At 70.1% G+C, this 24,602-nt stretch carries 22 protein-coding genes; 15 read left to right on the top strand and 7 right to left on the bottom strand.

Translation table 11 applies throughout. The features are described from left to right. Positions 1 to 129: 129 nt before the first annotated feature. On the bottom strand, positions 130 to 996 hold the full coding sequence (locus ACWC0C_RS17470; protein ID WP_450864732.1) for a LysR substrate-binding domain-containing protein: 867 nt from the start codon (positions 994 to 996) through the stop codon (positions 130 to 132). A gap of 170 nt (positions 997 to 1,166) precedes the next feature. Between ACWC0C_RS17470 and ACWC0C_RS17465 the strand changes: the two genes are divergently transcribed. After that, entirely contained in the window at positions 1,167 to 1,478 is a 312-nt protein-coding gene (locus ACWC0C_RS17465; RefSeq protein ID WP_450864731.1) for an EthD family reductase, read from the top strand. 121 nt (positions 1,479 to 1,599) lie between these two features. Beyond that, positions 1,600 to 2,481: a PhzF family phenazine biosynthesis protein gene (locus ACWC0C_RS17460; RefSeq protein ID WP_450864730.1), complete on the top strand. Its 882-nt coding sequence runs from the start codon at positions 1,600 to 1,602 to the stop codon at positions 2,479 to 2,481. A 707-nt stretch (positions 2,482 to 3,188) separates the two neighbouring features. On the opposite strand, the gene ACWC0C_RS17455 is transcribed toward ACWC0C_RS17460, so the two are convergent. Further along, positions 3,189 to 3,707, bottom strand: coding sequence for a hypothetical protein (locus ACWC0C_RS17455; RefSeq protein ID WP_450864729.1), 519 nt, complete (start codon positions 3,705 to 3,707; stop codon positions 3,189 to 3,191). Between the two features lie 458 nt (positions 3,708 to 4,165). Between ACWC0C_RS17455 and ACWC0C_RS17450 the strand changes: the two genes are divergently transcribed. The 3 genes from ACWC0C_RS17450 (at position 4,166) to ACWC0C_RS17440 (ending at position 6,141) form a co-directional block, all read left to right on the top strand. Further along, the gene (locus ACWC0C_RS17450) at positions 4,166 to 5,392 is read left to right on the top strand and encodes a cytochrome P450 (RefSeq protein ID WP_450864728.1); all 1,227 of its coding nucleotides are present in this window, start codon (positions 4,166 to 4,168) and stop codon (positions 5,390 to 5,392) included. 132 nt (positions 5,393 to 5,524) lie between these two features. Continuing rightward, entirely contained in the window at positions 5,525 to 5,764 is a 240-nt protein-coding gene (locus ACWC0C_RS17445; RefSeq protein WP_450864727.1) for a hypothetical protein, read from the top strand. Beyond that, on the top strand, positions 5,764 to 6,141 hold the full coding sequence (locus ACWC0C_RS17440) for a fic family toxin-antitoxin system, toxin component (protein WP_449195610.1): 378 nt from the start codon (positions 5,764 to 5,766) through the stop codon (positions 6,139 to 6,141). The genes ACWC0C_RS17445 and ACWC0C_RS17440 overlap by 1 nt, the downstream gene beginning before the upstream one ends. A 55-nt stretch (positions 6,142 to 6,196) precedes the next feature. On the opposite strand, the gene ACWC0C_RS17435 is transcribed toward ACWC0C_RS17440, so the two are convergent. Then, a complete protein-coding gene (locus ACWC0C_RS17435; protein ID WP_450864726.1) occupies positions 6,197 to 7,237 on the bottom strand; it encodes a vWA domain-containing protein in 1,041 nt (346 codons plus the stop codon). Positions 7,238 to 7,333: 96 nt separating this feature from the next. After that, positions 7,334 to 7,906 carry a TetR/AcrR family transcriptional regulator gene (locus tag ACWC0C_RS17430; protein WP_450864725.1) on the bottom strand — a complete coding sequence of 191 codons (573 nt, stop codon included), beginning with the start codon at positions 7,904 to 7,906 and terminating at the stop codon, positions 7,334 to 7,336. A gap of 92 nt (positions 7,907 to 7,998) precedes the next feature. Between ACWC0C_RS17430 and ACWC0C_RS17425 the strand changes: the two genes are divergently transcribed. After that, on the top strand, positions 7,999 to 8,568 hold the full coding sequence (locus ACWC0C_RS17425; RefSeq protein ID WP_449195607.1) for a dihydrofolate reductase family protein: 570 nt from the start codon (positions 7,999 to 8,001) through the stop codon (positions 8,566 to 8,568). Positions 8,569 to 8,676: 108 nt separating this feature from the next. Here ACWC0C_RS17425 and ACWC0C_RS17420 read toward each other — a convergent pair whose 3' ends face one another. Next, complete coding sequence (locus tag ACWC0C_RS17420; protein ID WP_449195606.1) at positions 8,677 to 9,333, bottom strand: ScbR family autoregulator-binding transcription factor; 657 nt, start codon at positions 9,331 to 9,333, stop codon at positions 8,677 to 8,679. Between the two features lie 388 nt (positions 9,334 to 9,721). On the opposite strand from ACWC0C_RS17420, the gene ACWC0C_RS17415 reads away from it, so the two are divergent. Beyond that, on the top strand, positions 9,722 to 10,675 hold the full coding sequence (locus ACWC0C_RS17415) for a ScbA/BarX family gamma-butyrolactone biosynthesis protein (RefSeq protein ID WP_450864724.1): 954 nt from the start codon (positions 9,722 to 9,724) through the stop codon (positions 10,673 to 10,675). Then, a complete protein-coding gene (locus ACWC0C_RS17410) occupies positions 10,672 to 11,772 on the top strand; it encodes an acyl-CoA dehydrogenase family protein (RefSeq protein WP_450864723.1) in 1,101 nt (366 codons plus the stop codon). The genes ACWC0C_RS17415 and ACWC0C_RS17410 overlap by 4 nt, the downstream gene beginning before the upstream one ends. A 44-nt stretch (positions 11,773 to 11,816) precedes the next feature. Here ACWC0C_RS17410 and ACWC0C_RS17405 read toward each other — a convergent pair whose 3' ends face one another. After that, on the bottom strand, positions 11,817 to 12,410 hold the full coding sequence (locus ACWC0C_RS17405; RefSeq protein WP_449195603.1) for a TetR family transcriptional regulator: 594 nt from the start codon (positions 12,408 to 12,410) through the stop codon (positions 11,817 to 11,819). A gap of 111 nt (positions 12,411 to 12,521) precedes the next feature. Here ACWC0C_RS17405 and ACWC0C_RS17400 point away from each other — a divergent pair, with 111 nt between their 5' ends. Next, positions 12,522 to 13,187, top strand: a complete 666-nt coding sequence (locus ACWC0C_RS17400) for an HAD family hydrolase (RefSeq protein WP_450864722.1) — start codon at positions 12,522 to 12,524, stop codon at positions 13,185 to 13,187. A 109-nt stretch (positions 13,188 to 13,296) separates the two neighbouring features. Here the strand turns inward: ACWC0C_RS17400 and car are convergent, their stop codons facing one another. Beyond that, positions 13,297 to 16,836: a carboxylic acid reductase gene (car, locus tag ACWC0C_RS17395; RefSeq protein ID WP_450864721.1), complete on the bottom strand. Its 3,540-nt coding sequence runs from the start codon at positions 16,834 to 16,836 to the stop codon at positions 13,297 to 13,299. Between the two features lie 392 nt (positions 16,837 to 17,228). Between car and ACWC0C_RS17390 the strand changes: the two genes are divergently transcribed. From ACWC0C_RS17390 to ACWC0C_RS17365, 6 genes are all read left to right on the top strand, one after another. Next, complete coding sequence (locus ACWC0C_RS17390; RefSeq protein WP_450864720.1) at positions 17,229 to 18,434, top strand: ParB/RepB/Spo0J family partition protein; 1,206 nt, start codon at positions 17,229 to 17,231, stop codon at positions 18,432 to 18,434. A 199-nt stretch (positions 18,435 to 18,633) separates the two neighbouring features. Beyond that, a complete protein-coding gene (locus ACWC0C_RS17385; RefSeq protein WP_450864719.1) occupies positions 18,634 to 19,470 on the top strand; it encodes a 2-amino-3,7-dideoxy-D-threo-hept-6-ulosonate synthase in 837 nt (278 codons plus the stop codon). Positions 19,471 to 19,502: 32 nt separating this feature from the next. Beyond that, positions 19,503 to 20,615 (top strand): 3-dehydroquinate synthase II family protein, encoded by a 1,113-nt coding sequence (locus ACWC0C_RS17380; protein WP_450864718.1) that lies wholly within the window; start codon positions 19,503 to 19,505, stop codon positions 20,613 to 20,615. 95 nt (positions 20,616 to 20,710) lie between these two features. Then, the gene (locus ACWC0C_RS17375; protein WP_450864717.1) at positions 20,711 to 22,090 is read left to right on the top strand and encodes an aspartate kinase; all 1,380 of its coding nucleotides are present in this window, start codon (positions 20,711 to 20,713) and stop codon (positions 22,088 to 22,090) included. A 57-nt stretch (positions 22,091 to 22,147) separates the two neighbouring features. Next, entirely contained in the window at positions 22,148 to 23,389 is a 1,242-nt protein-coding gene (locus ACWC0C_RS17370) for a cytochrome P450 (RefSeq protein ID WP_450864716.1), read from the top strand. Then, positions 23,386 to 24,597 carry an MFS transporter gene (locus ACWC0C_RS17365; protein WP_449195595.1) on the top strand — a complete coding sequence of 404 codons (1,212 nt, stop codon included), beginning with the start codon at positions 23,386 to 23,388 and terminating at the stop codon, positions 24,595 to 24,597. Before ACWC0C_RS17370 ends, ACWC0C_RS17365 begins: the two co-directional genes overlap by 4 nt. The last annotated feature ends 5 nt before the right edge of the window (positions 24,598 to 24,602 follow it).

The following is a 24,602-nucleotide window of genomic DNA, read 5'->3' as shown; positions in this document are numbered from 1 at the left end:
TGCGGTTTGGGGACCGCCTCTGTCGCTCAAGCAGTTCCGGGCGGCGCCGCCCACGCCGTCGGCGCAGGCCCTGGCGGTGCGGGTCGGCCTCGCCACCGCCGACGTCCGTCTCGCGTGACCTGCTGCGCGTCAGTCCGGCAGCCAGTGCAGCTCGTGTGCCAGGGATTTGGCGATGGTACGGATGCGGCGGTGCAGTGGTGACGGCACGCGCGGGAGGACCAGGTGGATCGTCAAGGTGGGTGCGCCCTGCAGCGGTCGCCACGTGAGACCGGCCGGTGATGTCGTGACCGCGGCTTCACCGGCCGGGGCGAGGGTGAGTCCGTCGCGTAGGTCGCGCTGGGACATGTCGAAAGAGACTGCGGACGTGTGGAATCGGGGGTTCGGCCGGGCGTCGCGGAACAGTGCGGACAGCTGATCGTGGATCACGGGGTTGGCCGTACGGTCGGGGAGTCGCAGCGGATACGCGGCCGCATCGGCGATCTCGATCTCCGGGTGTTCGGCCAGCGGATGATGCTGTGCCAATTGGACCCCGACGCGCTGACGCCGCAGCAGGAACCGGCGCACGCCGCGACCCGGCTGTTCACCGCGGGTGATCCCCGCATCGATGCGGCCGTCGGCGACCGCGGGGGTGATCTCCGGTGTCGCCATCGGGACCGCGCCGACCTCGAGTCCCGGGCTGCTGCGAATGAGCCTGTCCACCAGGGCCGGTGCCGTCTCTGCCCCCGTGCTGAGGCTGTATCCGATGCGCAGCGTGCCCAGTTCACCGGCCCCCGCATTCCGGGCGGTGTCCCATGCCCGGTCCAGCGCCGCCAGCGCGGGCGGCGCGGACTCCGCCAAAGCCGCACCGGCCGTGGTCAATACGACGCTACGCGTGGTGCGAACCAGCAGGCTCGTACCGAGTTCCGCCTCCAGTCGACGCATCCGGGCACTGAGTGCGGGCTGCGCGATACCGATCCGTGCGGCCGCGCGGGTGAAGTTCAACTCCTGCGCCAGCACCAGAAAGTACCGCAGGCTCACCGTATCCGGCGCCAAATGCCCTCCCTGTCGATTGATAACGATCCGTTCTGAGTCTATCCCGTACCGGTCTTTCCTTCGACCACACATCAAGCCCTAACCTGCGCATATGACGATTCAACTGACCGCGGCAAGCGATGCAGGAGGCAGTCATGCATAAGTTGGTGGTCCTGTATTCCGAGCCCGACGACCCTGACCACTTCCGCGACTACTACGTGACCAACCACCTTCCACTGGTCATGAAGATGCCCGGCCTGCTTGCGTGGCGCTACAGCTTTGACGTGGCGGCGACCGAGGGAGAAGCGCCGTATTTCGCGGTCTTCGAAGGCGACTTCGCCGACGCCGCCGCCATGGCCGCGGCGCGGGCGTCGCAGCACGGCCGGCGGGTGGCCGCCGATGTCCCCAACTACGCCACCGGCGGTGCGGTCGTCATCCACTATCCGGTGCAGGACGGCACCGGCTGAGGCAGGACGGTACGCTCCGGGACGCGTTCGGTCGGCCGCCTCGGCCAGGTCCGGCCATCGGCGGAACACCGTTCGCGGTTGCCGGTTCGCTGAACGTCAGTCGAGCGTCAAAGGTGGACCTATGACCTGGCCGGATGTCACGGTGGTTGACGCGTGCGTGCGGCGCGACGGCCGGGGCGGCAGCCCCACGGCCGTCACCGACGACGACCCGGCGGCGACGGACGCGGACCGGCGTGCGGTCGCTGCTGCGGCCGGCACCTCGCACGCGGCGTTCCTCGGCCCGGGGCGGACGCCGGACGGTGGCCGGCCGGTCCGGTTCTTCACCGCCACCGCCGAACTGCCCGGCTGCGGCCACGGCACCGTTGCCGCGCAGGCCGTCCGGTTGACCCGCACCGCGCTGGGCGAGCTGAACGACCGCCAGCACACCGGCGGGCGCACGTTCGACACCGTCGCGATCCGCCGCCCCGCCGGCATCGAGGTGTGGTTCGACCAGGGCCTCGTCGCGCTGCGTCACCCGGCACCGGACGAGCGCGCCGCGATCGTCGCCGCGCTCGGGCTCACCGCGGACGACCCGCATCCGACCGACGCGCCACGGATCGCCGCGCCCGGCGCACCACGCATGCTGGTACCGGTCCACGACCGGTCGGCGCTGCTCCGAGTCCACCCACACTTCGGCAGGCTGACAGCGGCGTGCCGGCGGTACGGGCTCCTCGGCTGTTTCGTGTACGCACCGCCGGTGGGCGACCGACCGGGTGCGGCGCGGATGTTCGCGCCGGCGATCGGTGTCGACGAGGACGTCGCCAACGCCAACAGCACCGGCTGCCTGGTCGCCCACCTGCTCGACACGACAGGGGCACAGACGGTCGCGATCGAGGTGGAGCAGGGTGACACCCTCGGCCGACCGGCCAGCGTGCTCGCTTCGGCCCGACGCGGGCCGGCGGGCATCACGACCCGGGTCGGCGGGTTGGCGGTGGTCCGCGACGGACACCGAGGCGACAACTAGGGCCTGTCCGGCGGATCCTGTCGCAGACGCGGGGGCTGGCACGCCTATCTGCGGCGTTGTCGTCGGTTGTCGACTCCCCCACGCTCGGCTTCTCCCCCACGCTCGGCTTCGCTCGCGCGGGGGGACCCCCATCGCGGGGGACCCCCATCGCGTCGACGCCCTCCTCCGCCTTGCAGCTGGACGCACCAGCCCCCGCTCACCTGCGCTGATGAGGCGCCGTCGCCTTCCCGCGACCTGATCCGCCGGACAGGCCCTAGACCGTCCTCTTCTGCGATCCGCGCATGGGGCTGGGGCTGTCCGCCGCGGTCAAGCGTTGGCACCCGGTGGCGGACGTCAGCGGGACGCGGTGTCGAGGGCGCGGCTGAGTGTCCATTGGGGACTTCTCCGAGCGATGGTCCTCAAGGGCCGATCCAAGATCGGAGACTGCTCAAGATCATCACTAGCGCCGTTTCCGCAGCGTGCCGCGTGCGGACACACCGGGCCAGACCGGCGGTGTGCGCCCCGGACAGCAGCTGGGTGTCCAGCTCATACAGGAAGCACTCGAGCAGGGCACCCGTGTCGCTCATCGCGGAGCGTTTGGCGCGCGGCGGGCGCCCTTTGCCTGGACGGTCCAGCTCGCGCAACGCCTGCGCGCCCAGCTGAACGGTGCCCGCCCCCGCTCGAGCGGCCGTCGAAGGGCGTCGGAACGCGTCCGCCTCCCCGAACGGTCAGGCGGCGTGGCAGAGCGTCGCGGGGTCGGCCAGGGCCGAGGCGTGGGCCACGGCCGCGGGACGGGTGGCGAGGACGGTGGCCGCGGCCTGCGAACGGCCGCGTGCAAAGACGACGAGGCGCAGCACCGCGAACCGCCCGATGCCGGCGAGTGCGGAGGCGGACAGGTAGACGACCTGCTGGAGCACCGCACCGGGCGCCGTCACCAGCAGCTGCAGGACGAACATCGCCACGCAGGTCACCGCGTACGCGGCCGTCGCGGACCCGGCCGACTGCACATGCTGGTGCCAGGTCGCGCGTCCGCCCGCGCCGAAGGTGAAGCGGGCGTGCAGCTCGGTGGCCAGGAGTGTGGAGGCCACGGTGATCACGGCGTTGGCCAGGACCCAGGGAATCCAGGAGGCGATGGCTGCCACGGCGAAGCTGGAGGCGAGCCCGACCCCGCCGCCGCAGAGCACGAAGCGGGCGAAGGCGGCGAAGGCGCCAGGTTCTGCCTGCTGCCGGCTGCGTGCTGTCTCCATGATCCGCCCCCTTGATGACTCACTCCGACGAAACGTGACGCCATCATGGCACACAAATGATGTCGCGTGGGGTCGGCACGTGACGCCATTCTCGCCACTCATGGCTCCGCATCGTGCGGGCTGCTGCAAAGGCGCAGTTCGGCGACTCGGTGTGCATGCTCATCGCATCCATGACGTGGCCCGGGTTCACGAAGACCTGGGGCTTTACGGGTGGCGCCACGGGCGGTGACCCGCAATGGCCCATTCGTGGCGCGCATTGGCTCATAATGACGCCAGATGTGTGCCATGATGGAGTCACGGAAACGGCGCCGGATGCGGCGTACGACGTAAAGGAGCCCACCATGTCCGGGGAGCAGGCACCGGAAGAGGCCGGCACCGTCCGCGGCCCCGACGTCGCCGTCTGAGCCTCCGCCCGGGCCCGCAAAGGGCGAATCCAGCCCACCACGAAAGGAAAGCTGATGAGCCAAACGCCTCCCGTCCCTCACGGCCTCCCCATGGACCGCGATGCGGGCCCCTTCGACCCGCCCCGCGACATCTCCCGGCTGCGCGAGGCCCGCCCCGTCAGCCCCATGCTCTTCCCCGACGGTCACGAGGGCTGGCTGGTCACCGGCTACGACGCGGCCCGCCGGCTCCTGGCCGACACCCGGTTCAGCTCCCGCCAGGACATCGGCCCTCTCCGCGTCCCGTACGAGGTCCCCGGCATGCCCGCCGTCACCGAGCCGTCCCCGCAGGTCCCGGGCCTGTTCATCAGCATGGACCCGCCGGACCACACCCGGCTGCGGCGCATGCTCATCGGCGCCTTCACCGTCAAACGCATGAAGGAACTCGAAGCGCACATCACCGACATCGCCGAGCGGCAACTGGACGAGATGGCGCGCCTGACCCCGCCGGTCGACCTGGTCAAGGAGTTCGCGCTGCCGGTGCCGGTACTGGTGATCTGCGAACTGCTCGGCATCCCCTACGCGGACCGGGAGAGCTTCCAGGCCAACTCGGCCAAGTTCATGGAAAAGGACGTGGCGCTCGACGAGAAAATGGCCGCCTACACCGGCCTGACCACGTACCTCTCCGAACTGGTCACACGCAAACGCGCCACCCCCGGCGAGGACATCCTGTCCGACCTGGCCCGCCGTGACGACCTCACCATCGAGGAACTGACCGGCATCGCCTTCCTGCTGCTGCTCGCGGGCCACGAGACCACCGCCAACATGCTGGGGCTGGGCGCGTTCGCGCTCCTGGAGAACCCCGAGCAGGCGGCCGAACTGCGCGCCGACCCGGATCTGATGCCCAATGCCGTCGAAGAACTCATGCGCTACCTGTCCGTCGCCGACATCTTCTACCGCTATGCCACGGACGACATCGAGCTCGGCGGCGAAACGATCCGCAAGGGATCGACCGTCGTCGTCTCCCTGCTGGCCGCCAACCACGACCCCCAGCGCTTCGACAACCCCGACACCCTGGACATCCACCGCCAGGCTCGTGGTCAGCTGGCCTTCGGCCACGGCGTCCATCAATGCCTCGGCCAGCAACTGGCCCGCATCGAGATGCGCGCCGGTTTCGCCGGCCTGCTGCGGCGCTTCCCGACCCTCGAACTCGCCATCCCCGCCGATGAAGTGAGGCTCAGGACCAACATGAACATCTACGGCGTCCACGAACTCCCGGTCACCTGGACCGAAACGGCCCCGTAGGAAAACCGGCGCCGCACCCACGGGCAGGCAGTCGCCGGACTGGAGCACATCCCCCGCGTGCTCACTTCCCCGGGAACGCGTCTAACTGTCCGTGCCGGTGCCCGATGCGGTAACAGCTGTTACCATCCTGGTATGGCGAAGACACAGCTGGGCGCGCGCGTGGATGAGGACATTGCGGAACTCGCGAAGAAGCGCGCCGCCGACCTGGGGCTGAGCATCGGGGACTACCTCGCCAGGCTCGTGCAGGATGATGCCAGCGGCTTGCGTGCCCGTGCGGTGGACGCCGCCGCCCGGTTCCTGGCCGAACACCAGACGGTCTTCGACGAGGCCGAGGAAGCCCAGCAGGCACCTCGGGGAGCGCGCGCGGCCTGATGGAGCTGCACATCGACGTTCCCTGGATCCTGCAGGTCGCCGAGGCCGCCGGCGCGAACGATCCGGCCCCTGACGACTACGGCGTCCCCGTCTCGGCGGTCGCCCGCCACCGGGCCGAGCTGTTCGAGCAGCCCGTCTACGACGGCCCCTACGCCAAGGCCGCCGCCTTGGTGCACACCCTGGGCCGGTGCCGCTGGCTGGAGCGCTCCAACCTGGCCGTCGCCGCCGCCTGCGGGGTGATGTACCTCGACGCCGTCGGCATTCCCGTCAAGCCCGCCCGCGAGGACGCCATCGCCCTCAAGGACCTGCTCCTCGACCCCGCCTGCACCGCCGGGAAGATCGCCGCCCTGCTGCGGACCTGGCCCACCGCCACCTGACACCCGCGAACGGGGCCCCGCGGGTCGCCTGTCTCGACCCGCGGCGCACAGCGCATCAGAGCATGAGCAGCAGCCGTGTGTTCGCGACGAGCTTGCGGTTCACGCTGGTGCTCTGCACGAAGATCGTGAAGTCGTCGTTGTGGTCCGGCTTGACGCGAACCTCCACGTCCGGCAAGCCGAGCAGGGCTCGGGCCTCGGGGCCCGTGTACACCCGGTCCGTCTTCTTCTCCAGCACCGCTATCTGCTTCCGCGCCTGGATCTTCTCCGACTTGCTCAACTGGTAGAACGCACCACCGGTGCGGTAGGTGTGCCCGCTTTCGACGACCCAGTCCCGGATCGCCGCGTCACGATCCACCGGGATCAGCTCGTACTGCGACGGATTCACCGGCGTGAGGCCGGCCGCCTTGATGGTGTCCTTGTTGACCGCCTCGGCACCCATGGAGAACACCGCACGCGATCCCCGGATGCCCTTGGTGCGGCCCACCATGAATTTCTCGGTGGCCTGCTGGATGACCTGCCCGGCCTCCTCCAGACCCTGTGTGCTCGTGGCGTCCCAGATGGCGATGTTGTCCTTCGGGAAACCGCACTGCATGGCCTCGCGCTTGCCCATCTGGTCCGGCACGAGGACGGCCAGCGTCCAGTTGACCTCCTGTGTCTCGATCATCTCGGCCACAGCCTTGACCAGTTCACGCGGATCCGTGGCAGGGGCGTCCGGGCAGTGATGGCTCGCGTTCTCCTGCCCGTCGGTCAGCACGAACGTCAGGAAGCTGTGGTCGCCGTACAGTTGGGCCGTCTGCGCCAGCTCCCGCTGTGACTTCAGTGCGGCCGCCAGCAGGGCCGTCATGCCACCGACCCGGTACAGCTGCTTCAGCGACGGCATCCGCAGCACGTCCTTGTCGTAGATGACGCACTCCACCTTGTCCGCGAAGACGTACACCGTGACACGGGTTTCCTGGTCCAGTTCCCTCGAACGGCGGGCAAGATACGCGATCTGCTGGTCGGCGACCTCGACGACCTTGCGGCTCAGGTGCGACATGGACGAACTGGCATCCAGCACAAGGGCAACGTGATTGATGTAGTTCTGGCTTCCGGACACGACGGCTCCCCCTCATCCCGACTCGATGCTCCTACCGTCTCACGCACCACTGACAATCGATCTTGACTCCCAGCCGGGCTGAGGAGCCCACCCCGCTCATGCCGGCAGGAGGCGCGTCACCATGGCGTTGATCAGGGCGTCGAGCCGGTGCGGGGTGAGGAGTTCCGGGACGGTCAGGTCATCGACGATCAGTCCCAGCATGGCCAGGTAGAGCAGGACCACCCCGGTGCGGTCGCCGGGCAGGCCGTACCCCAGGTGGAAGCCGATGTTGGCGTCGAGCTCCGCGGTGAGGAAGCGCGTCAGCTCCGTGTGGAGTTCGGGCCGCCGGGTGGCCTCCAGGCGCAGTTCGAGCATGGCCAGGTGACTGCTGCGGTCGCGGCGCATGCGGTCGACGAGCTGCAGCAGCAGGGTTCTGACCAGCTCATGTGACGGCTCGGCGGTCATCGTGTCGGCCAGCTCGGCCGGATCGGGAGTCAGGCGCTCGTGGGTGCGTCCCATGACCTGGGCCAGCATGTCGGCGCGGTTGGCGAAGTAGTTGGACGCCGTCCCGGTGGGGACGCCCGCCTCCTTGTCGACGGCGCGCAGCGTCAGGCCCCGGGAGCCTTCGCGGGCGAGGACCTCGATGGCGGCGTCGAGCAAGGCGGTTCGGCGGGCCGGGTTCTGACGCATCGACAGCTCCTGGGAAACTCATTGAAATCACTGCAAGTGAAGTACTACGTTCAAACCACTTCAAGCAGAGTACATCAACGAAGAGAGACTGAATGCGCAAGCTCACCTACTACGTCGCTGCCAGCCTCGACGGCTACATCGCCGCCCCGGACGGCAGTTACGACTTCTTCCCCTTCGAGGGAGAGGTCCGGGAGGCGATCCTCGCCGGGTATCCCGAGACGATGCCGGTGCACCTTCGCGGGCCGCTCGGCCTGACCGCCGTCCCGCACCGGCACTTCGACACCGTGATCATGGGGCGCGGCACCTATGAGCCCGCCCTGAAGGCGGGCATCACCAGCCCCTACCCCCACCTGGAGCAGTACGTCGTCTCGCGCACCCTGACCTCCACCGACCCGGAGGTGGAGATCGTCGCCGACGACCCGGCCGCGCTGGTGCGCGACCTGAAGAAGCGGGACGGCATGGGCATCTGGCTCGCCGGCGGCGGCAAGCTGGCCGCCGCGCTCCGCGACGAGATCGACGAACTGATCATCAAGCGCAATCCGGTCGTCATCGGCACCGGCATCCCGCTGTTCGACGGCCCGTTCGCCCCCACCGGCTTTCTGCCGACCGCACGCCGCGCCTTCGACTCCGGCGTCAGCATCGTCACCTACACGAGGAAATGACGTCCCTCGGCAAGACAAGCCGATGCCCCATCACCGCTTGGCCCGCGGGCGCGAGTTGGCCCACGACCGCGAGCCCCCTGCGCCGTACTCGACCCCCGCGGCGATGTCTCACTCCGGGGCGGCCGTAATGGAGGGGAAGAGGAGGCCGCTGACCTCGGCCCAGCGGCGGGGCAGGTCGGCGCGGCGGTTGAGGACGTCGCAGATGTGCTGCGTACCGAAGAACGAGGACACGAGGGCGTGCGCGGCGGCCTCGGGGTCGACGCCCTCGCGGAGCTGACCGGCACCGCGGGCCTTGGCCAGCAGCGTGGAGATGGTGGAGATCCACTCCACATAGGGCTCGGGCAGGGTCGTGTCGGCCAGGGACCGTTCGGCCTGGAGTCTGGCCCCGGCCTTGACGACGTCGTCGTTGAAGAAGTTGCTGGCCGCACGGCTCAGCAGCGCCTGGACGGTCTCCATGGGCTGCAGGCCCGCGGCGTGCGCCTCGTCCGCCAGTTCCCGCCAGCGGTTGTACAGCTCGCGTACGACCTCGGCGGCTATGTCCTCCTTGTCGCGGAAGTGGAAGTACACCGCGCCCTTGGTCATCCCCACCTGCTCGGCGATGTTGGCGATGGAGGTATGGGGGAATCCCCGCTCGGCGAACAGTTCGGCCGCCGCGGCGAGCACCTGGGCCCGGGTCTGAGCGGCCCGCGCCTGCTTCGGTGCGGGGCGGGAGGGCTGGCGGCTCGTGGCCGCGCGTGTGGTCCTGGGAGTAGGGGGCTTGCTCACGACACGATCCGATCTGTGCGGTTCCGCCTCCTAGCATACCGCCCCCCAGGTTTGTTCTACATGCGGGGTGCCTTGCCAGCTCGTCATCCCGCCGCCAAAGCCCGTCTGGAGGGCTGCTTCAAGCGATTCTCAAGCGCGCGTCATGAGGTCGCCAACTCGCTTGGAATATACCTTCCTGAAGGTATATTTCAAGCCCAGGCGACGTTGACCACCCTGCCTCTTGCCATGGTGGGGGGTCTGGTCACGAGGGGGTAGAGAAATGCGCGCTCAACTTTCGGCCGCAGGCATCAGCCTGCCGACTGCCGGGCAGCCGTCCTCCCCGTTCACTCGGGGGTGGGACGGGAGACCTGAGCCCACCCGTGACGCGGGGATACCCGGCCCGCGTTTCGTGCCCCGTCAGCTGGTCCACAAGACCACGGCGGGGCACGTTCTACTTACCGACGGGATACGACTGGCCCAGGACAGGTTCCTGCTCGCCGCCATGCTGCCGCCGGACCACGGCCTCTACCAGCAGGACAGTGCGGGCTGCACCGATCCGATGCTGGTGGTGGAGGCACTGCGGCAAACCGGCTACTACATCCAGCACCGCTTCTACGGCGTGCCGGACACACACAAGTTCATTCTCGGAGGAGTCACCTTCGGCGCCGAGGACACCGGGCTGCTGGCCGCCGGCACGTCCTGGCTCCCCGTCAATCTGCATGTGACCTGCACGCCCACCGGCCCATGGACCCGCCGCCGGCTGGGGATGCGGCTGGAGGTCGAGTTCAGCGTGGCCGGGCTGGTGTGCGGGCACGGCAGCCTCCTTTCGGAGGCGGTGGACCCGCGCCTGTACGAAGTGGTCCGCCGCCGGGCAGCGCCGGCCGAGCCGTCCGGACCCGCGCCGTCCGGTGGGCGCCTGCTGCCGCCCGGCGATGTCGGCCGCCGCGGCCCGACGGACGTCCTGCTGAGCGACGACGGGATCGCCGACGGCTGGCTGCTGCGGATCGACCAGGAAAATCCGGAGCTGTTCGACCACCCCGTGGACCACGTACCCGGCATGGTGCTGCTGGAGGCGTTCCGGCAGGCGGCGCTCGCCGCGACGAAGCCGGCGACGAAGCCGACGAAGCCGGCGACGAGTGCGCCGACCGAGCGCCGGGTCTCGCTCACCGGGCTGCGGGCGGAGTTCGCCCGATACTGCGAGCTGGACGGCCCCGCCCGGATCACCGCCAGGCCGCAGCCCGGCCATCCCGTCGCGGACCGGACGCTGGTCCACGTCACCGTCGAGCAGGCAGGCGCCGAGATCGCCACGGGCACGATGGAACTGGGACCGGACGCCGACGGAAGCGAGGAGGTGAACCGATGACGCCGACCTCGGTGTTCCCGGGCCGCACCCTGGACGTGACCGGCCTCGTGGACTGCGCGGCGCGGTACGCCGCCGAGGTCGACGGGGGGCGCCGGCTCCGCCCGGAGTCCGTGGCGGCGCTGGCCGAGGCGGGCTTCGCCCGGCATTTCGTCCCCCGCCGGTGGGGCGGCGCGGCCGGCGGCTTCGCCCCGCTGGTACGGGCGGCGACCACGGTGGGCGAGGCCTGCCCCGCGACCGCGTGGTGCGCGACGCTGTTCGCCGCGCACGGACGGATCGCCGCCTACCTGCCCGAGCAGGCGCAGCGGGAGATCTGGGGCCCCGGCCCCGACACCCTGATCGCCGCGTCCGTCATGCCGCCGGCCGGCCGCGCCGGGGCCGTGCCGGAAGGCTGGCTGCTGCGGGGGGAGTGGGGCCGGGCCAGCGGGGTCGACTTCGCCGACTGGGTGCTGGTCTCCTGTCCGGTGCCCGACAGCGACGGGGAAACGGTGCGGATCTTCGCCGTCCCGGCCGGGGACTGCCTGGTCAAGGACACCTGGCGCACGGTCGGCATGCGGGGCACGGGGAGCAACACCGTGGTCCTGGACGACGTGTTCGTCCCCGGGCACCGTACGGTCGCGCTGGCGGACCTGCTCGACACGCGGCGCCCGGCCGAGGCGCGCTGCCACAACGTCCCCTACCCCCTGGTCGCGGCGCTGATGTTCGCCGGCCCGCTGGTCGGAGCCGCCCTGGGCGCGGTGGCGGACTCGATCTCCACCTCAGGCGCGCGCCTGGCCTCGGATCCCGGTGCGCAGCAGGCGCTCGCCCGGGCCGCGGCGGAGACGTGCGCCGCCGCCCTGCTGCTGCGGGAGGCGGCCGACCGCGCCGACCGGGGCACGGCCGACGCGAGGACCATCGCCGAGAACCGGCGCGACGCGGCGGTGGCGGCGCAGCTGTGCGTCGGCGCTGTCGACCGGCTGTTCTCCGCGCGCGGCACCGGGGGGCTGGCCGAGGACGACCCGGTGCAACGGCGGTGGCGGGACATCCACGCCGCCGCCAGCCATGCCACACTGCGGCTCGCCACGGCGGCGGAGGCGTACGCGCAGGCCGTCCTGGCGTGAGGCGGCGGCCGCGCGCCGCCGGAGACTGACCGGGGTGGCACGGCCTAGGCCCGCGGCGGGACGCTGTCTCGCAGCGGGCCGGACAAGGCCGCCCACAGGTCGTCGAACCGGCGCGCGGCATCCGCGTCACCACGCGGCACGGGATGGGGAACCCCGAGAAAGACCGACATCAGCAGTCGGGCGATGGCCTCCGGCGGACATCGGCCGATGGTCCGAAGACCGGCCTGAGCCTCCGCCACGGCGCGGGTCAGCATCAGGCAGATCCGCTCCACGAGCCCGAGGCTGTTGCGGTCCAGGTGCGGCGCCTCCACGGCGAGCCGCAGCGCGGACCGGGCCCGAGCGTCCTCGCGCAGGTGCCGGGCGAGATCGAGCATGACCGCCCGCAGCGAGTGCAGCGCCGTCGCGCCGTGCACGGCGCGACGCGCCGCGCGCGCGGCCAGCTCGTCCCCGGCCTCCTCGATCAAGGCCGCCGCCAGCTCTTCCTTCGAGGAGAAATGCCCGTACAGCGCGCCTTTGGTCATGCCGGTGCGTTGCACCACGTCGAGCAGTGTCGTGCCCGTATAGCCGTGCGCGGCGAACTCCTCCGCCGCGGCGTCGAGCACCAGCTCCCGGGTGCGGACTGCGCGCTCCTGAGTCACACGGATCCTCCGTACGTGATACACAGAAAATACCTTTGCAAAGGTATGTTATTGGCTCGCGGCGGAACATGTCGCGCGTTCGCCCTGGCGACCAGGGTCGGGGAGGTTGTCATGACGGGTGCAGCGAGGCGTGTGGCGTTCTTCGACGTCGACGAGACGCTGCTGGTCGGCAAGAGCATGGTCGAGTTCCTGCGGTACTGGGTGGCGCGCGACGGGCGTGGCGACGCCGAGTTCCGAAGTGCCATGGCCGAGCTGCGGGCAGTGGCGGAAGGAGCCGGCAGGGCCGCCGCGAACCGCGCCTACTACCGGCGCTTCGCCGGCGTCCCCGGCGCGGAGCTGGCGGAGGCGGGCAGGCGCTGGTACGCGCAGTACCGCCGGCGGCCGAACGCCTTCGTGGCCTCCACCGTGGCGGCACTGGCCGCACACCGCGCGGCGGGAGACCTGCTGGTGCTGGTCTCCGGCTCGTGCCGGGCCATGCTGGATCCACTGGCCGCCGACATAGGTGCCGACAAGGTGTTATGCACGGAGCTTGCCATCGGCGCCGACGGACGGCTGACCAGCGAGGTGGGCCGCCCGATGATCGGCCCGGCCAAGGCCGACGCGGCGGTGACGCTGCTCGGGAGTCTCGGCGTCGGCCCCGACGACTGCTTCGCCTACGGCGACCACGCCAGCGACCTGGACCTGCTGACGGCGGTGGGCGGCCCGAGGGTCGTCGGCGACGACCCGGTGCTGGCCTCGTGGGCCCGCCGTCGGGGCTGGCCGGTGCTGCCTGCCTGAGTGAGCGTGCGCCTGCGGAGCACGGCGGTGCGGCCGGGGAGTCGACCGGTGCGGCGTCGGATCGCGCGGCGGTACGACGTGACCGCCGCGCTCCAGGGAAGCCCGGGCGTCAGATCAGGCCCAGGTGCCGTAGATCCGTCACGTACTTCTCGATCAGCGGCCGGGACAGGTGTGGAATGTCCTTCTGCGCCCCGATTCCGGCGGCGCGCACCGCCTCTCGGAACCGCTCGGCGGGGACAGCCGCCCCGGCCACGGGTGTCGCCGGTTCTCGCCAGGCGTGCATCAGGGGGAGGAGGGAGTGCTGCCGTTGCCTCTCCGGCAGGGCCCGCAGCGCGGCCTCGAACCGCTCGCGCCACTCCCGGTGGTCCCCGACCCAGTGGATGGCGATCCCGGAGTCGGCCAGCCAGTCGACGACCGTGTCCAGCGAGATGCCGTCGTCGTGCGGGTTGACCGCGTTGAATGTGCGGTAGCCGGCCGCACCGGCCCCCAGGGTGGCCACCGAGGCGGCGACGAAGTCACCCGGCAACCCGTCGTAGTGCGCGCGCGGCCGCCGGCCCGCGTCCCCGCCGCGGTAGAACGAACCGGGCGCGATGCCGGTAGCGATCAGGCTCAGCACCAGGCGGGTGAAGGTGTCCGGCACATTGAGCTGCCCGGTGTAGCGGCCGTGCGCCAGGATCATGTCCGAACGGAACACGGTCACCGGCAGCCCGCACAGGTCGTGGGCTTCCCGCAGCAGCACCTCGCCGGCCCACTTGCTGGTGGCGTAGCCGCCCGCGTGGCCCTCGTCGATCGGGCGCACCGGGTTGCCCACCCTGATGTCGATGTCCTCGTCCACCGCGGGCGCTCCGTGCGATGCGACGGCCACGCTGGACAGGTAGCTGATCGGCTTCAGCCGGGTGGTGATGGCCATCCGGATGAGTTCGGCGGTGCCGACGACGTTGGGACCGAACAGCTGCCGGTAGGGCAGGACATGGTTGACCAGCGCGGCCGGGTGCACGATGAGGTCCACCGTGGCCGCCAGTCGCTGCCAGGCCCGCTCGGTCAGGCCCAGGTCGGCCATGCCGATGTCGCCGGCCAGCACCTCCAGCGTGCCGCCTGCGGCCAACTCGGCGAAACGCCGCTTGAGTTCGGTGTCCCCGCTGTCCAGCGCCTCCTCCAGGCGCCGTCGAGCGGTTGCGTCATCGGCGCCGCGCACCAGGCAGATCAGCTTGCCGCCCGTCGGGGCCAGCCGCTGGAGCCATTCCAGGCACAGGAAACGGCCGAGATAGCCGTTGGCCCCGGTCAGCAGCACCGTGCTGGGCGCATCGGCCGGCTGGGGGAGTGCCTTGGCCGCGGTCAGGGTCGCCTGGTCGATGAACTTGTCCAGGGTGAGTTCCCCGGCCCGTACCTCGGTGGCGTCTTCGCCGTGCACGCCGGCGAACGTGGCTCGCTCCGCGGAGGAGCAGCGCAGCTGTTCGATCTGGTCGGCGATCCGGCCCAGGCTGTTGGCCGGTCCGATGAGCGTCCCGACCGGAACCTCGACGTCGAATATCTCCCGAAGCAGGTGGGAGAACGACAACGCCGACAGCGAGTCCCCGCCCATGTCGGTGAATCGCGTCTGCGGACTCAGCTCACCCTCGAACACGCCGAGCAGCGCCTGCGCGGCGCGGCCGACCGTCTCCACCACAGGGCGGCTCGTGCTGTCCTGCCGAAGCCCGCGCAACTCGTCGGCCTGCTCCTCGGCCAGCTCGGCGTAGCGCCGCTCGAGTTGCTCCCCGTAGCGGTCCTTCAACCGTGGCCGCAGCTGCTTGGTCGAGTCGGACAACAGACCGTTGTCCTGGCTGAACGGCTCGGTCTCGATGAGCAGATCACGCGGAATCTCGTAAGACTTCAGCTCGGCTTCCCGCGCGATGCGCTGCAGCGACTCGTTGACCGCCGTCTTCAACGCCGCCTCACCGGACGCCTGCTCCCGTGCCTCACGCGTCGGCACCACCACCGCGAGCAGATACGCGCGGGAACTGTTCCCGTACAAGAAGATCTGATGCACCAGCGGGCTGGTGACGAAGACCGACTCCAGCTTCGCCAGCGGCACGAACTCACCCTGGGAAAGCTTGAGTACGTTGTTCCGCCGGTCGACATAGACCAGCCTGTCGGGCTCGATCTCGGCCATGATGTCGCCGGTGCGATAGAAGCCGTGCTCGTCGAACACCTCGGCGGTGACCTCGGGGCGCCGGTAATAGCCGGGGGTGATCAGCTGGGTCTTGACCAGCAATTCTCCCCGGGGATGCGGGGAGTCGGTGGTGAAGTACCCGAGCTCGGGGACGTCGACGAGCTTGTATTCCAGCACCGGCGGCCGCTGCACGCGGTGATCCAGCATGACGAGCCCGGTTTCGGTCGTGCCGTAGCTGTCGTAGAACGGGATGTCGAGGCAGGACTCCAGGAATTCTGCCAGCTCCGGTGCGAGCGGGGCCGAACCGCAAGGCACATGGATGATGCGGCCGCCGAAAACCTCGTCCCGAAGATGCGCAAGAACCTCGGCCTGGGCGGCGGCCGGCACCTCGGCGCCCGTTGCCCGCTGGTCCAGCTGACTCTGGTAGCTCTGGAAGAGCATCTCGCAGACCCGTGGCACCAGGGCCATCTCGGTCGGTCGGATCAGCGCGAGATCCTCCAGGAAAGTGGACAGATCGCTGCTGGCCACGAAGTAGGCGGTGCCGCCCAGAGCGAGCGTCTTGGCCACGAGCCTCCTCGCGACGAGATGGCTCTGCGGGAGGAAGTTGGCCGTGATCATGGGATACGCGTGCTCGCGGTCCCATGCCGGGCGCCACGACAGGGACACGGTCGACTCCGGGAACATGACGCCCTTGGGAGTGCCGGTACTGCCCGAGGTGTAGATCAGCGCGGACAACGCCTCCCCCGCACCGTCCTCCGGCGGCAGACTCGGCGCAGGGGGCAAGGTGCGTCCGCGCTCGACGACGCGGGACAGGAGCTCCAGCGAAATCGGCGAACCGGCCTCGGCGAGTCGCCGGCGTGCCGCCGCCACGCCTTCCCGGTGCTCGGCGAGCTCAGGACAGTGGTCGAACACGATGAGCCGGCGGACGGACGTGTCCTGGGCCAGCGCTTCGAGCACCGTCTCCAGCCGAGCCGTGCTCGTGGCGAAGACGCGCGGGGCGGCCTCCGCCACCAGGCGGCGGATGTGGTCGACCGTGGCGTTGTTGTGCAGCGGCACGGCGACCGCGCCGACTTGACTGCAGGCCAGGTCCACGGTGGTGTAGTCGGTGCCGGCGAAGCCGAGGATCGTCACGAAGTCCCCGGCGCGCAGCGGGTGCCCGGCATGGTGATACCAGTCGGCGGCGACCGCGCTCAGCCGTGACCACAACTCGCCGTAACTGATGGTGTCGAACCTGGGCAGCAGCCGTATCTCAGTGCGTCCGGCCACGGAGACGAATTCCTTGGCGCGTTCGCCGAGCGCGGGCCGGTCGGCGTATCCAGCCAGGGTTCGTTTGATGATCTCGGACAGCCGCAGCCCGTATTCGGCGGTTTCCTCGAATACACCGGGCAGCGGCATACGATCGGCGAGCTCCGGCTCATCCCTCAACATCCCGGCGATTCGCTGTTTCCGATTTGCCTCCAGTTGAGCGCGTGCGGTGTTGACCCGCGAATTGTTCTCCATGGCTGCTACACCTTTCGGCGACCGTGACCTCTTTCCATTCCAAGGCGCGGTCAGCGTAACAGTGACGCCTTTCGCGAATAAACGGCTCGGAAAACGAGGACTGCCGCGGGGTGAATACGACTCAGTGCCGGTGCCGGTGCCGGTGCCGCAGCCCGGCCCGCACCGAGCCGGCCCTCGCCGCCGACCGACCCGCCCCGTCGTCCGGCTCGCCCCACCGGCCGGCGCTGTGCAACTGGGCACTGTCCCCAGTTGCACAGCGCGCTGCCACGTCCGGCGCGACCGGAGAAAAAAATACCTTGCCGAAGGTATGATCTAGCGGCAGTCTGGTTGGTGTTGCAGGACACGGGCTCCCCCGACGGTGAGCGGTGGGTGCGGCTGAGGAGTGGTCAAACGTGGCAGACACGGGGGCGATCACCCGCGGGTGGGACACGGAAGCCCACCCGCTGGAGCGTGCGGACGCAGAGGCGTGCCGCTGGCTCTCTGACGTGTGTACGGACATCGAATGGATCCCCATCGCCGAACTCGTCCTGTCGTACTCGCCCCGCTCCGCGGGCGAGGACGGCGAGCATGCGCGGGCCTTGGCGGAGTCGGAGTCGGGGGCCGAGTTGCCGCCGATCGTCGTACAGCGGGGCACGAACCGGGTGGTCGACGGGATGCACCGGGTCCGCGCCGCCCAACTCCGGGGAGAGCGGGTCATCCGGGCCCGTTTCTTCGACGGGGACGACGCGAGCGCGTTCGTGCTGGCGGTGCGCCTGAATGTGCAGCACGGGCTGCCGCTGTCGTTAGCCGACCGGAAATCGGCGGCCCGACGCATCCTGCGCGAGCAGGCGGCCTGGTCGAACAGGGCCATAGCGTCGGTCGTCGGGCTGTCGCCCAAGACGGTCGCCGCGCTGCGCGACGAGGCCGGACAACCCGGAGGTCAGGTCAGGATCGGCCGGGACGGCCGGGTGCGGCCGGTGAGCACCGCCTCCGGACGCGAGCGCGCCAAAGAGATTCTCCTGAGGGATCCGGCCTCGTCCCTGCGCGCGGTGAGCGCGGTCGCCGGAGTCTCCCCGGGCACGGTGCGGGACGTGCGCGACCAGCTCCGCCGGCAGGCCGGGGCGGTCGTCCCGGCGCCCCGCGCCGCCCCTCCCGCACGAAGCCCGGACACACCGCGCGCAACGGACACACCGCGCGCAACGGACCCGCCACGCGCAACGGACCCGCCACGCGCAACGAACGTGTCACGCGCAGCGGACCCTCCCTGCGCAACGGATCCTCCGCGCGCAACGGATCCTCCGCGCGCAACGAACGTGCCACGCGCGACGGACCCTCCGCGCGCCAGGGGCGGCGCCGCGTCGCAACGGGACGGCCTGGACAGGACGGACGCGATACTGCGCTCGCTCCGCTCCGACCCGTCGCTGCGGTTCAACCAGTCCGGCCGCTTGCTGCTGAGCATTCTGGCGGTGGCAGGAATGGACACACGGACGCAAGAAAACCTCATCGTGGACCTGCCGGACCATTGCGTCGACTTCGTCACCGAACTCGCTGAGGCGAGCGTGCACGCCTGGCGGGAACTCGCGACACGTTTGGCGCAGCGGCGGTCGGAATCCGCCTGATCACAAAGATTACGGCGCGCTGCAACAATGCACTCCAAAGAGAATACCGAATCAGGGAATCTTGACATGTCGGCGCGTGCTTTGATTGGCTCATAAAGCGACGCCGAGAGCGCGCCGGATATGAATTCTGGGATCTGCGAATTCTGGGATCCGGGGATTTTGATCTGGGGATTTGAATCTGCGGATGGGGTGTTGAAAAATGGCCGAAGCATACGGCTGGACCGGAAAGAATCGACGGATTCAGCGGCTTCTCCACCCGGTTTCCGGGACGACGTTCCTGGTCCCGCTCGACCATTCTCTGTCCGACGGCCCCGTGGCGACCGCCGCCGGTTTCGCCGGGCTCGTCGGGGCGATGGCCGACAACGACGTGGACGGGATCGTCGTCCACAAGGGGCGAGTCCGGTTCCTGCCGCTCGAGCTGCTCGGGGAGATGGCGCTGGTCGTGCATCTCAACGGCAGCACCCGGCACGCGCCGGACGCGGACGCGAAGATCCTGGTCGGCGCTGTGGAGGAGGCCGTGGCACTGGGCGCGGACTCGGTCAGCGTGCACATCAATCTGGGGTCGAGCAACGAGGCCGCACAGCTCACCGATCTCGGCGCGGTCGCCGACCGGTGCGCGCGCTGGGGCGTCCCCCTGCTCGCGATGGTCTACCCGCGCGGCCCCCGCGTCACCGACCCGACCGATCCCGCGCTGCTGGCGCACGCGGCGAACGTCGCGGCGGACCTCGGAGCCGACATCGTCAAACTCCCGTACACCGGTTCGCCCGTGACGATGCGCGAGGTCGTCGAGGCGAGCCCGATCCCGGTCGTGACCGCCGGCGGCGGCGTGGTCGGAGACACCGAGAAATTCCTCGACCTGATCGACAGCACGATGGAGTCCGGCGTGCTCGGGGTCGCGGTCGGGCGCAATGTCTTCCGCTCGCCGGACCCCGGCAGGCTGGCCCGGTCGGTCGCCGAGCGAGTCCACATCGGACTCCGGTCGAGCGAGCCCCTGACAGCTCTGGACCTGGCCCTGTCGCCGGCGACCGTGGCCTGACAAGAAATCACCCAACGACAAAAGGTGTGAAGATGAAATCCGCGTGGATCGATCTCCGTGGCTGTGCCTCCGAACTCGCCACCGCCGTCATCGAAGAAAGCACCCACATCGGCGTCGGAACCATCGTGCTGGACGACCCCGAGCTGGCCGGCAAGGTCCCCCCGACCCTGCAGAAGGCCGCTGTCGTCACCGGCGAGACGCCGACGTCCCTGATCGACCAGCTCGTCGACGTGGTGGACATCCTGGTCGCCGACCACGACATCGCCGAGAAGTTCGAGGGCATCCGGCCCGGCCTGCGCACCGGTGTCATGATCCGCGTGCTGGACGAGCCCACGCTCCAGCTCGCCTGCAAGATAGCGAACGAGACGGAGCTGACCCTGGTCGAGTTCCGCCAGGACCCCAGCAAGATCCCGCTGGAGATCCTGCTGGCGGCCGCCGACCGGGCCAAGGGCTCGATCGTCACCGTCGTCGAGGACGTCGAGGACGCGAAGGTCACCATCGGTGTCCTGGAGCGCGGCTCGGACGCGGTCCTGCTCACCCCGCGGCGCGTCGGTGACGCCAGCGAGCTGGTGCGGGTGTGCCAGGGCGAGGCCGAGTCGCTGCACCTGGAAGAGCTGGAGATCGTCGGGCTGACGCATCTGGGGCTCGGTGACCGGGTGTGCGTGGACACCTGCTCGCACCTCAGGCCGAACGAGGGCATCCTGGTCGGCTCGTACTCGACCGGCCTGATGCTGGTCAGCAGTGAGACCCACCCGCTGCCGTACATGCCGACCCGCCCGTTCCGCGTGAACGCGGCCGCCCTCAGCTCGTACACCCTGACGCCCGGGAACCGCACCCAGTACCTGTCCGAGCTGCACTGCGGGTCGGAGATCCTCGCCGTCAGCACGGACGGAAGCGTGCGGACGGTGGTGGTCGGCCGGATCAAGATGGAATCCCGTCCCATGCTGCGGATCGAGGCCCGCACCGCCGGCGGGGCCCTCGTGGACATGGTGGGCCAGGACGACTGGCACGTCCGGGCTCTCGGACCGGGCGGCAGCGTGCACAACTTCACGGAGCTCCGCAAGGGCGACGTCATCCTCGGGCACACCATGACCGACCAGCGGCACGTGGGATATGCGATCCGCGAGTTCCTCCACGAGCAGTAGAGGCCCGAGCCGGCTCAAGTGGTCGCCCGAGGAAGCGGCCGGTCATTGCGGCGCTCGACACCATCCTCCAGTTCTGAAGGAAGAGAGTGCGTGAGATGGCGCTCATTGTGCAAAAGTACGGCGGAACCTCGGTCGCCACACCGGAGAAGGTCATCGAAGCGGCGCGACAGATCCGCGCGGCGCGGGCGAACGGGCACGAGGTCGTGGCGGTCGTCTCCGCCATGGGCGGTGCCACCGACGAACTGCTCCGCCTGGCCTCCGCGGTGACGGACCATCCCGAACCGCGGGAGCTGGACGCCCTGCTGTGCACGGGCGAGGCCGCGTCCGCCGCGCTGCTGTCGATCGTGCTGAACCACCAGGGCGTCGCCAGCAGGTCGTTCAGCGGCGCCGAGGCGGGGATCCGCACGGATCACCGCCACGGCCGGGCGACGATCGAGCAAGTGGATCCGCGGAGGCTGCAGGAAGACCTCCGCAGGGGAATGGTCCCCGTCGTCGCGGGCTTCCAGGGCGAGGCGGGCAAAGGAGGAGCCCGCACCACCCTGGGCCGCGGCGGCTCGGACACCACCGGCGTCGCCCTGGCCGCGGCACTCGGCGCGGACCACTGCGAGATTGTCACCGACGTCGCCGGCGTCTACACCGCCGACCCCCGCAAGGTCACCGGCGCCCGGCGCCACACGACCCTGCTCTACGAGGAAATGGCCGAGCTCGCGGTAAGCGGCGCGAAGGTGCTCGCCTCGTCCTCCGTGGACTACGCACGAACCCACGGCGTCGACCTGAAGGTGCGCTCCAACCGCACCGCCTCCGGCCCGGAGACCTGGGTAGGACACCGCCGGCGTGCCGCCGCGCCGACGTCCGGCGACTCCTGGACGCCGGCCGGCGACGTCCCCGCGATCGCCGGGGTGGCCGGCTACGCCGGCCTCGTGCGCTGCGTACTGCGGCGGATCACCGCGGACCACGCCGTGCGCATTCTCAGGGGACTTGTCGAACGCGAGATCGAGGTCGAACTGCGCCGCTACGGCAACCTCGGCACCGAGGATGCCAGCGACGTCGCGATCACGCTGCCCGCGGAGAGCGTGGAAGAGGCGCGGGCGCTGCTGGCCGACGCCGACCGGGGAACCCGCCTCGACGAGGTGCACTGGACCTCGAACCTGGCAAGGCTCTCGGTCGTCGGGCTCGGAATCGGCCAACAGTCAGGCGCGCCGCTGCAGTTGCTCGACGCCCTGCGGTCGGTCGGCGCCGCGCGCACGGATCTCCTCGTCACGTCCAACAAGCTCAGCGTGCTGACAGCGGAGAGCGGCCTGGCCGAGGCGACCCAGAGCGTGCACGACGCCTTTGTCTCCGAGCCGGCCGTGCCCCGGATCCACAGCGCGGGGACGGATCGTGCGGGCCTCGGCCGCGACGGCGCGACCAGGCTGTGGGCCACCGATCGCACACACCTGAGCGCGGCCGTGCCCGCGCTGGCCGTAGCCGACTGAACCCAGGGCATCCCCCATGAAATCGCCGGATGAAATGCCATGTTCGGAGCATCCCCGATGACCATGCCGACATTCGATCCCACCTCGGACAGCCAACTGTCCGACCCCTATCCGACATACGCGCGCATGCGCGACGAGTGCCCGGTGCTCCACGACCGGGAGATGAACGTATGGGTCGTAACCCGGCATGACGACGTGATGCACGTGGTCCACGACCCGGAGACATATTCCTCGGAGAGCGCCGTACGGGCGACCACGGGCCCCGAATCCGACGAGGTCAAGCAGGTCCTGGCCGAGGGCTGGTCGCTGACGCCGAACCTGACCGAGAGCGACGGCGAGGAGCACACCCGGCTGCGCCTGGCGGTCAACCGGGTCTTCACGCCCAGGAGAGTGGCCGAGCTGGAGCCCTTCATCAGGGCGACCGCAGGGGAGCTGATCGAACGGTTCGCCGCCGCCGGTTCGACCGACATCATCGAAGACTACGCGTGGCCCCTGCCGCTGGCCGTCATGGCGCAGATTCTCGGCGTCCCGCCCAAGGACGTGCCGCGACTGCGCCAGTGGAGCCACAACTGGCTCAGACTGTCCGTCGGTACGGGCCCGGTGCAGGAGCGGGTCGAGTGGGCCCGCGACGTCGTCGCCATGCAGCACTATGTGCTGGCGCTGCTGCGGGACTCGCGGCAGACCGGCGGCGGCGGGCTCATCGCGTCCCTGGCCCGTGCCGGCGACGAGCACTCCCTCGACGCCGTGGAACTCATGCGGATCGTGATGAACCTGATCATCGCGGGCCATGTCACGGTCACCCGCGCCATCGGAAACGGCCTGGTGACACTGCTGGAGAACCCGCGTCAGCTCGCGGCACTGCGCGACGACGCGGGAATGGCCGACGCGATGGTCGAGGAGATCCTGCGGTTCGAGTCCCCGGTGCAGGGCCTCTTCCGCACCGTGACGAAGGAGACCGAACTCGGCGGCAGGCAACTGCGGCCCGGGGACCGCGTGATGGTGCACTTCGGCTCCGCGAACCGGGATGAGCGCGTCATCGCCGATCCGCACGAGTTCGCCATCAAGCCCAGGCCCGGCCGGCACATGCTGGCCTTCGGCCGAGGCGTCCACGCATGCCTCGGCGCGTCGCTGGCGCGGCTCCAGCTGCGGATCGCCATCCCACTGCTCTTCGACCGCCTCCCCGGACTCCGTCTGGGGTCCGCGGGCTCGCGCAGCCGAGAGCGACTGGTGATCGCGCGTGGATTCGATGAGCTCCACCTGCAATGGGATGTTTCACAAGTACAGGAGGCAACACTGTGACTACGCAGGAACAACAAGCCGTACCGGTGGCGGTCGAGAGGAACGCCGCCGCCCTGGTCGGGACGCCGCTTCTGCTGCTGGGCGTCGCCCTGGCAGCGGCGAACCTGCGTCCCGCGATCACCAGCATCGGCCCGCTGCTCGACCAGGTGCGCAAGTCGCTCGGCGCCTCCGAGCTCTGGGCGAGCGTGCTGACCGCGGTGCCCACCCTCTGCTTCGGCGTCGCGGCCGCGGCGGCACCGCTGGTGGCCCGCAAGCTCGGCCTGGCCCGGGCGGTCGGCGCCGGTCTGGTCGTGCTCACCGCCGGACTGCTGCTGCGGGTGGCGGGCGGCCCGTGGGTACTGCTGGCCGGCACGTTCGTCGCGGCGGCCGGCATCTCCATCGGCAACGTGCTCATCCCGGTCGTGATCAAGCAGGCGTTCCCGCAGCGGATCCCGCTGCTGACCACGGTCTACACCGTGACCCTGATGATCGGCGGCGCGGCGGGCGCCGCGGCGACCCCGTGGCTGGAGGACCAGCTCGGCGGCTGGCGGGCCACCCTGGCCGCGTGGTCGCTGCTGGCCGTGGCCGCGCTGCTGGTCTGGGTCGCCGGGACGCGCCGCACCGAACAGCGCGGCGCGAACCCGGTCGCGCAGCCGGAGCGCAAGCTGCTGCTGCGCAGCCCGCTCTCCTGGCTGATCACCGGGTTCTTCGGACTGCAGGCGGCGGGCTCTTTCGTCCTGATGGGCTGGGCCGCGGACGTGTACACCGGCGCGGGCATCAGCAAGAACGAATCGGGCCTGCTGCTCGGTCTGCTGGTCGTGGCCGCCTTGCCGGTCACGATGGTGGTCGTGCCGCTCGCGATGCGCAGTCGCAGCCAGTCCTGGTGGATCGTCGGGCTCGTGGGCCTCGAGATCATCGGCACGCTCGGCATGCTCATCTCGCCGACGACGATGCCGTGGCTGTGGTCGCTCCTGTGGGGAGCGGGCATGGGCGTGTTCCCCATCGCGCTCGGCCTGTTCGCGCTGCGCACCCGTACCGCGGCCGACACCGCCGGGCTCTCGGCCATGGCGCAGGGCTTCGGCTACCTGATCGGCGCCGCCGGTCCGTTCCTGTTCGGCGTGCTGCACAGCTCCGCGGGCGGCTGGACCGTTCCGATGGTCATGCTCACCTTGGTCTTCGGCGTGGACCTGCTCCTCGGGTTCATCGTCGGCCGGCCCCGGTACGTGTAGGACCC

The sequence above is a fragment of the Streptomyces sp. NPDC001709 genome (assembly GCF_053596375.1).
The sequence above is the reverse complement of the archived record's forward strand: the minus strand, read 5'-3'. Positions and strand labels throughout refer to the sequence as shown.

Coding starts and splice junctions, on each gene's coding strand:
- ACWC0C_RS17465 (WP_450864731.1), top strand. CDS start 1,167: ATGCATAAGTTGGTGGTCCTGTATTCCGAGCCCGACGACCCTGACCAC.
- ACWC0C_RS17460 (WP_450864730.1), top strand. CDS start 1,600: ATGACCTGGCCGGATGTCACGGTGGTTGACGCGTGCGTGCGGCGCGAC.
- ACWC0C_RS17455 (WP_450864729.1), bottom strand. CDS start 3,707: ATGGAGACAGCACGCAGCCGGCAGCAGGCAGAACCTGGCGCCTTCGCC.
- ACWC0C_RS17450 (WP_450864728.1), top strand. CDS start 4,166: ATGAGCCAAACGCCTCCCGTCCCTCACGGCCTCCCCATGGACCGCGAT.
- ACWC0C_RS17445 (WP_450864727.1), top strand. CDS start 5,525: ATGGCGAAGACACAGCTGGGCGCGCGCGTGGATGAGGACATTGCGGAA.
- ACWC0C_RS17440 (WP_449195610.1), top strand. CDS start 5,764: ATGGAGCTGCACATCGACGTTCCCTGGATCCTGCAGGTCGCCGAGGCC.
- ACWC0C_RS17430 (WP_450864725.1), bottom strand. CDS start 7,906: ATGCGTCAGAACCCGGCCCGCCGAACCGCCTTGCTCGACGCCGCCATC.
- ACWC0C_RS17425 (WP_449195607.1), top strand. CDS start 7,999: ATGCGCAAGCTCACCTACTACGTCGCTGCCAGCCTCGACGGCTACATC.
- ACWC0C_RS17410 (WP_450864723.1), top strand. CDS start 10,672: ATGACGCCGACCTCGGTGTTCCCGGGCCGCACCCTGGACGTGACCGGC.
- ACWC0C_RS17400 (WP_450864722.1), top strand. CDS start 12,522: ATGACGGGTGCAGCGAGGCGTGTGGCGTTCTTCGACGTCGACGAGACG.
- car (WP_450864721.1), bottom strand. CDS start 16,836: ATGGAGAACAATTCGCGGGTCAACACCGCACGCGCTCAACTGGAGGCA.
- ACWC0C_RS17385 (WP_450864719.1), top strand. CDS start 18,634: ATGGCCGAAGCATACGGCTGGACCGGAAAGAATCGACGGATTCAGCGG.
- ACWC0C_RS17380 (WP_450864718.1), top strand. CDS start 19,503: ATGAAATCCGCGTGGATCGATCTCCGTGGCTGTGCCTCCGAACTCGCC.
- ACWC0C_RS17375 (WP_450864717.1), top strand. CDS start 20,711: ATGGCGCTCATTGTGCAAAAGTACGGCGGAACCTCGGTCGCCACACCG.
- ACWC0C_RS17370 (WP_450864716.1), top strand. CDS start 22,148: ATGACCATGCCGACATTCGATCCCACCTCGGACAGCCAACTGTCCGAC.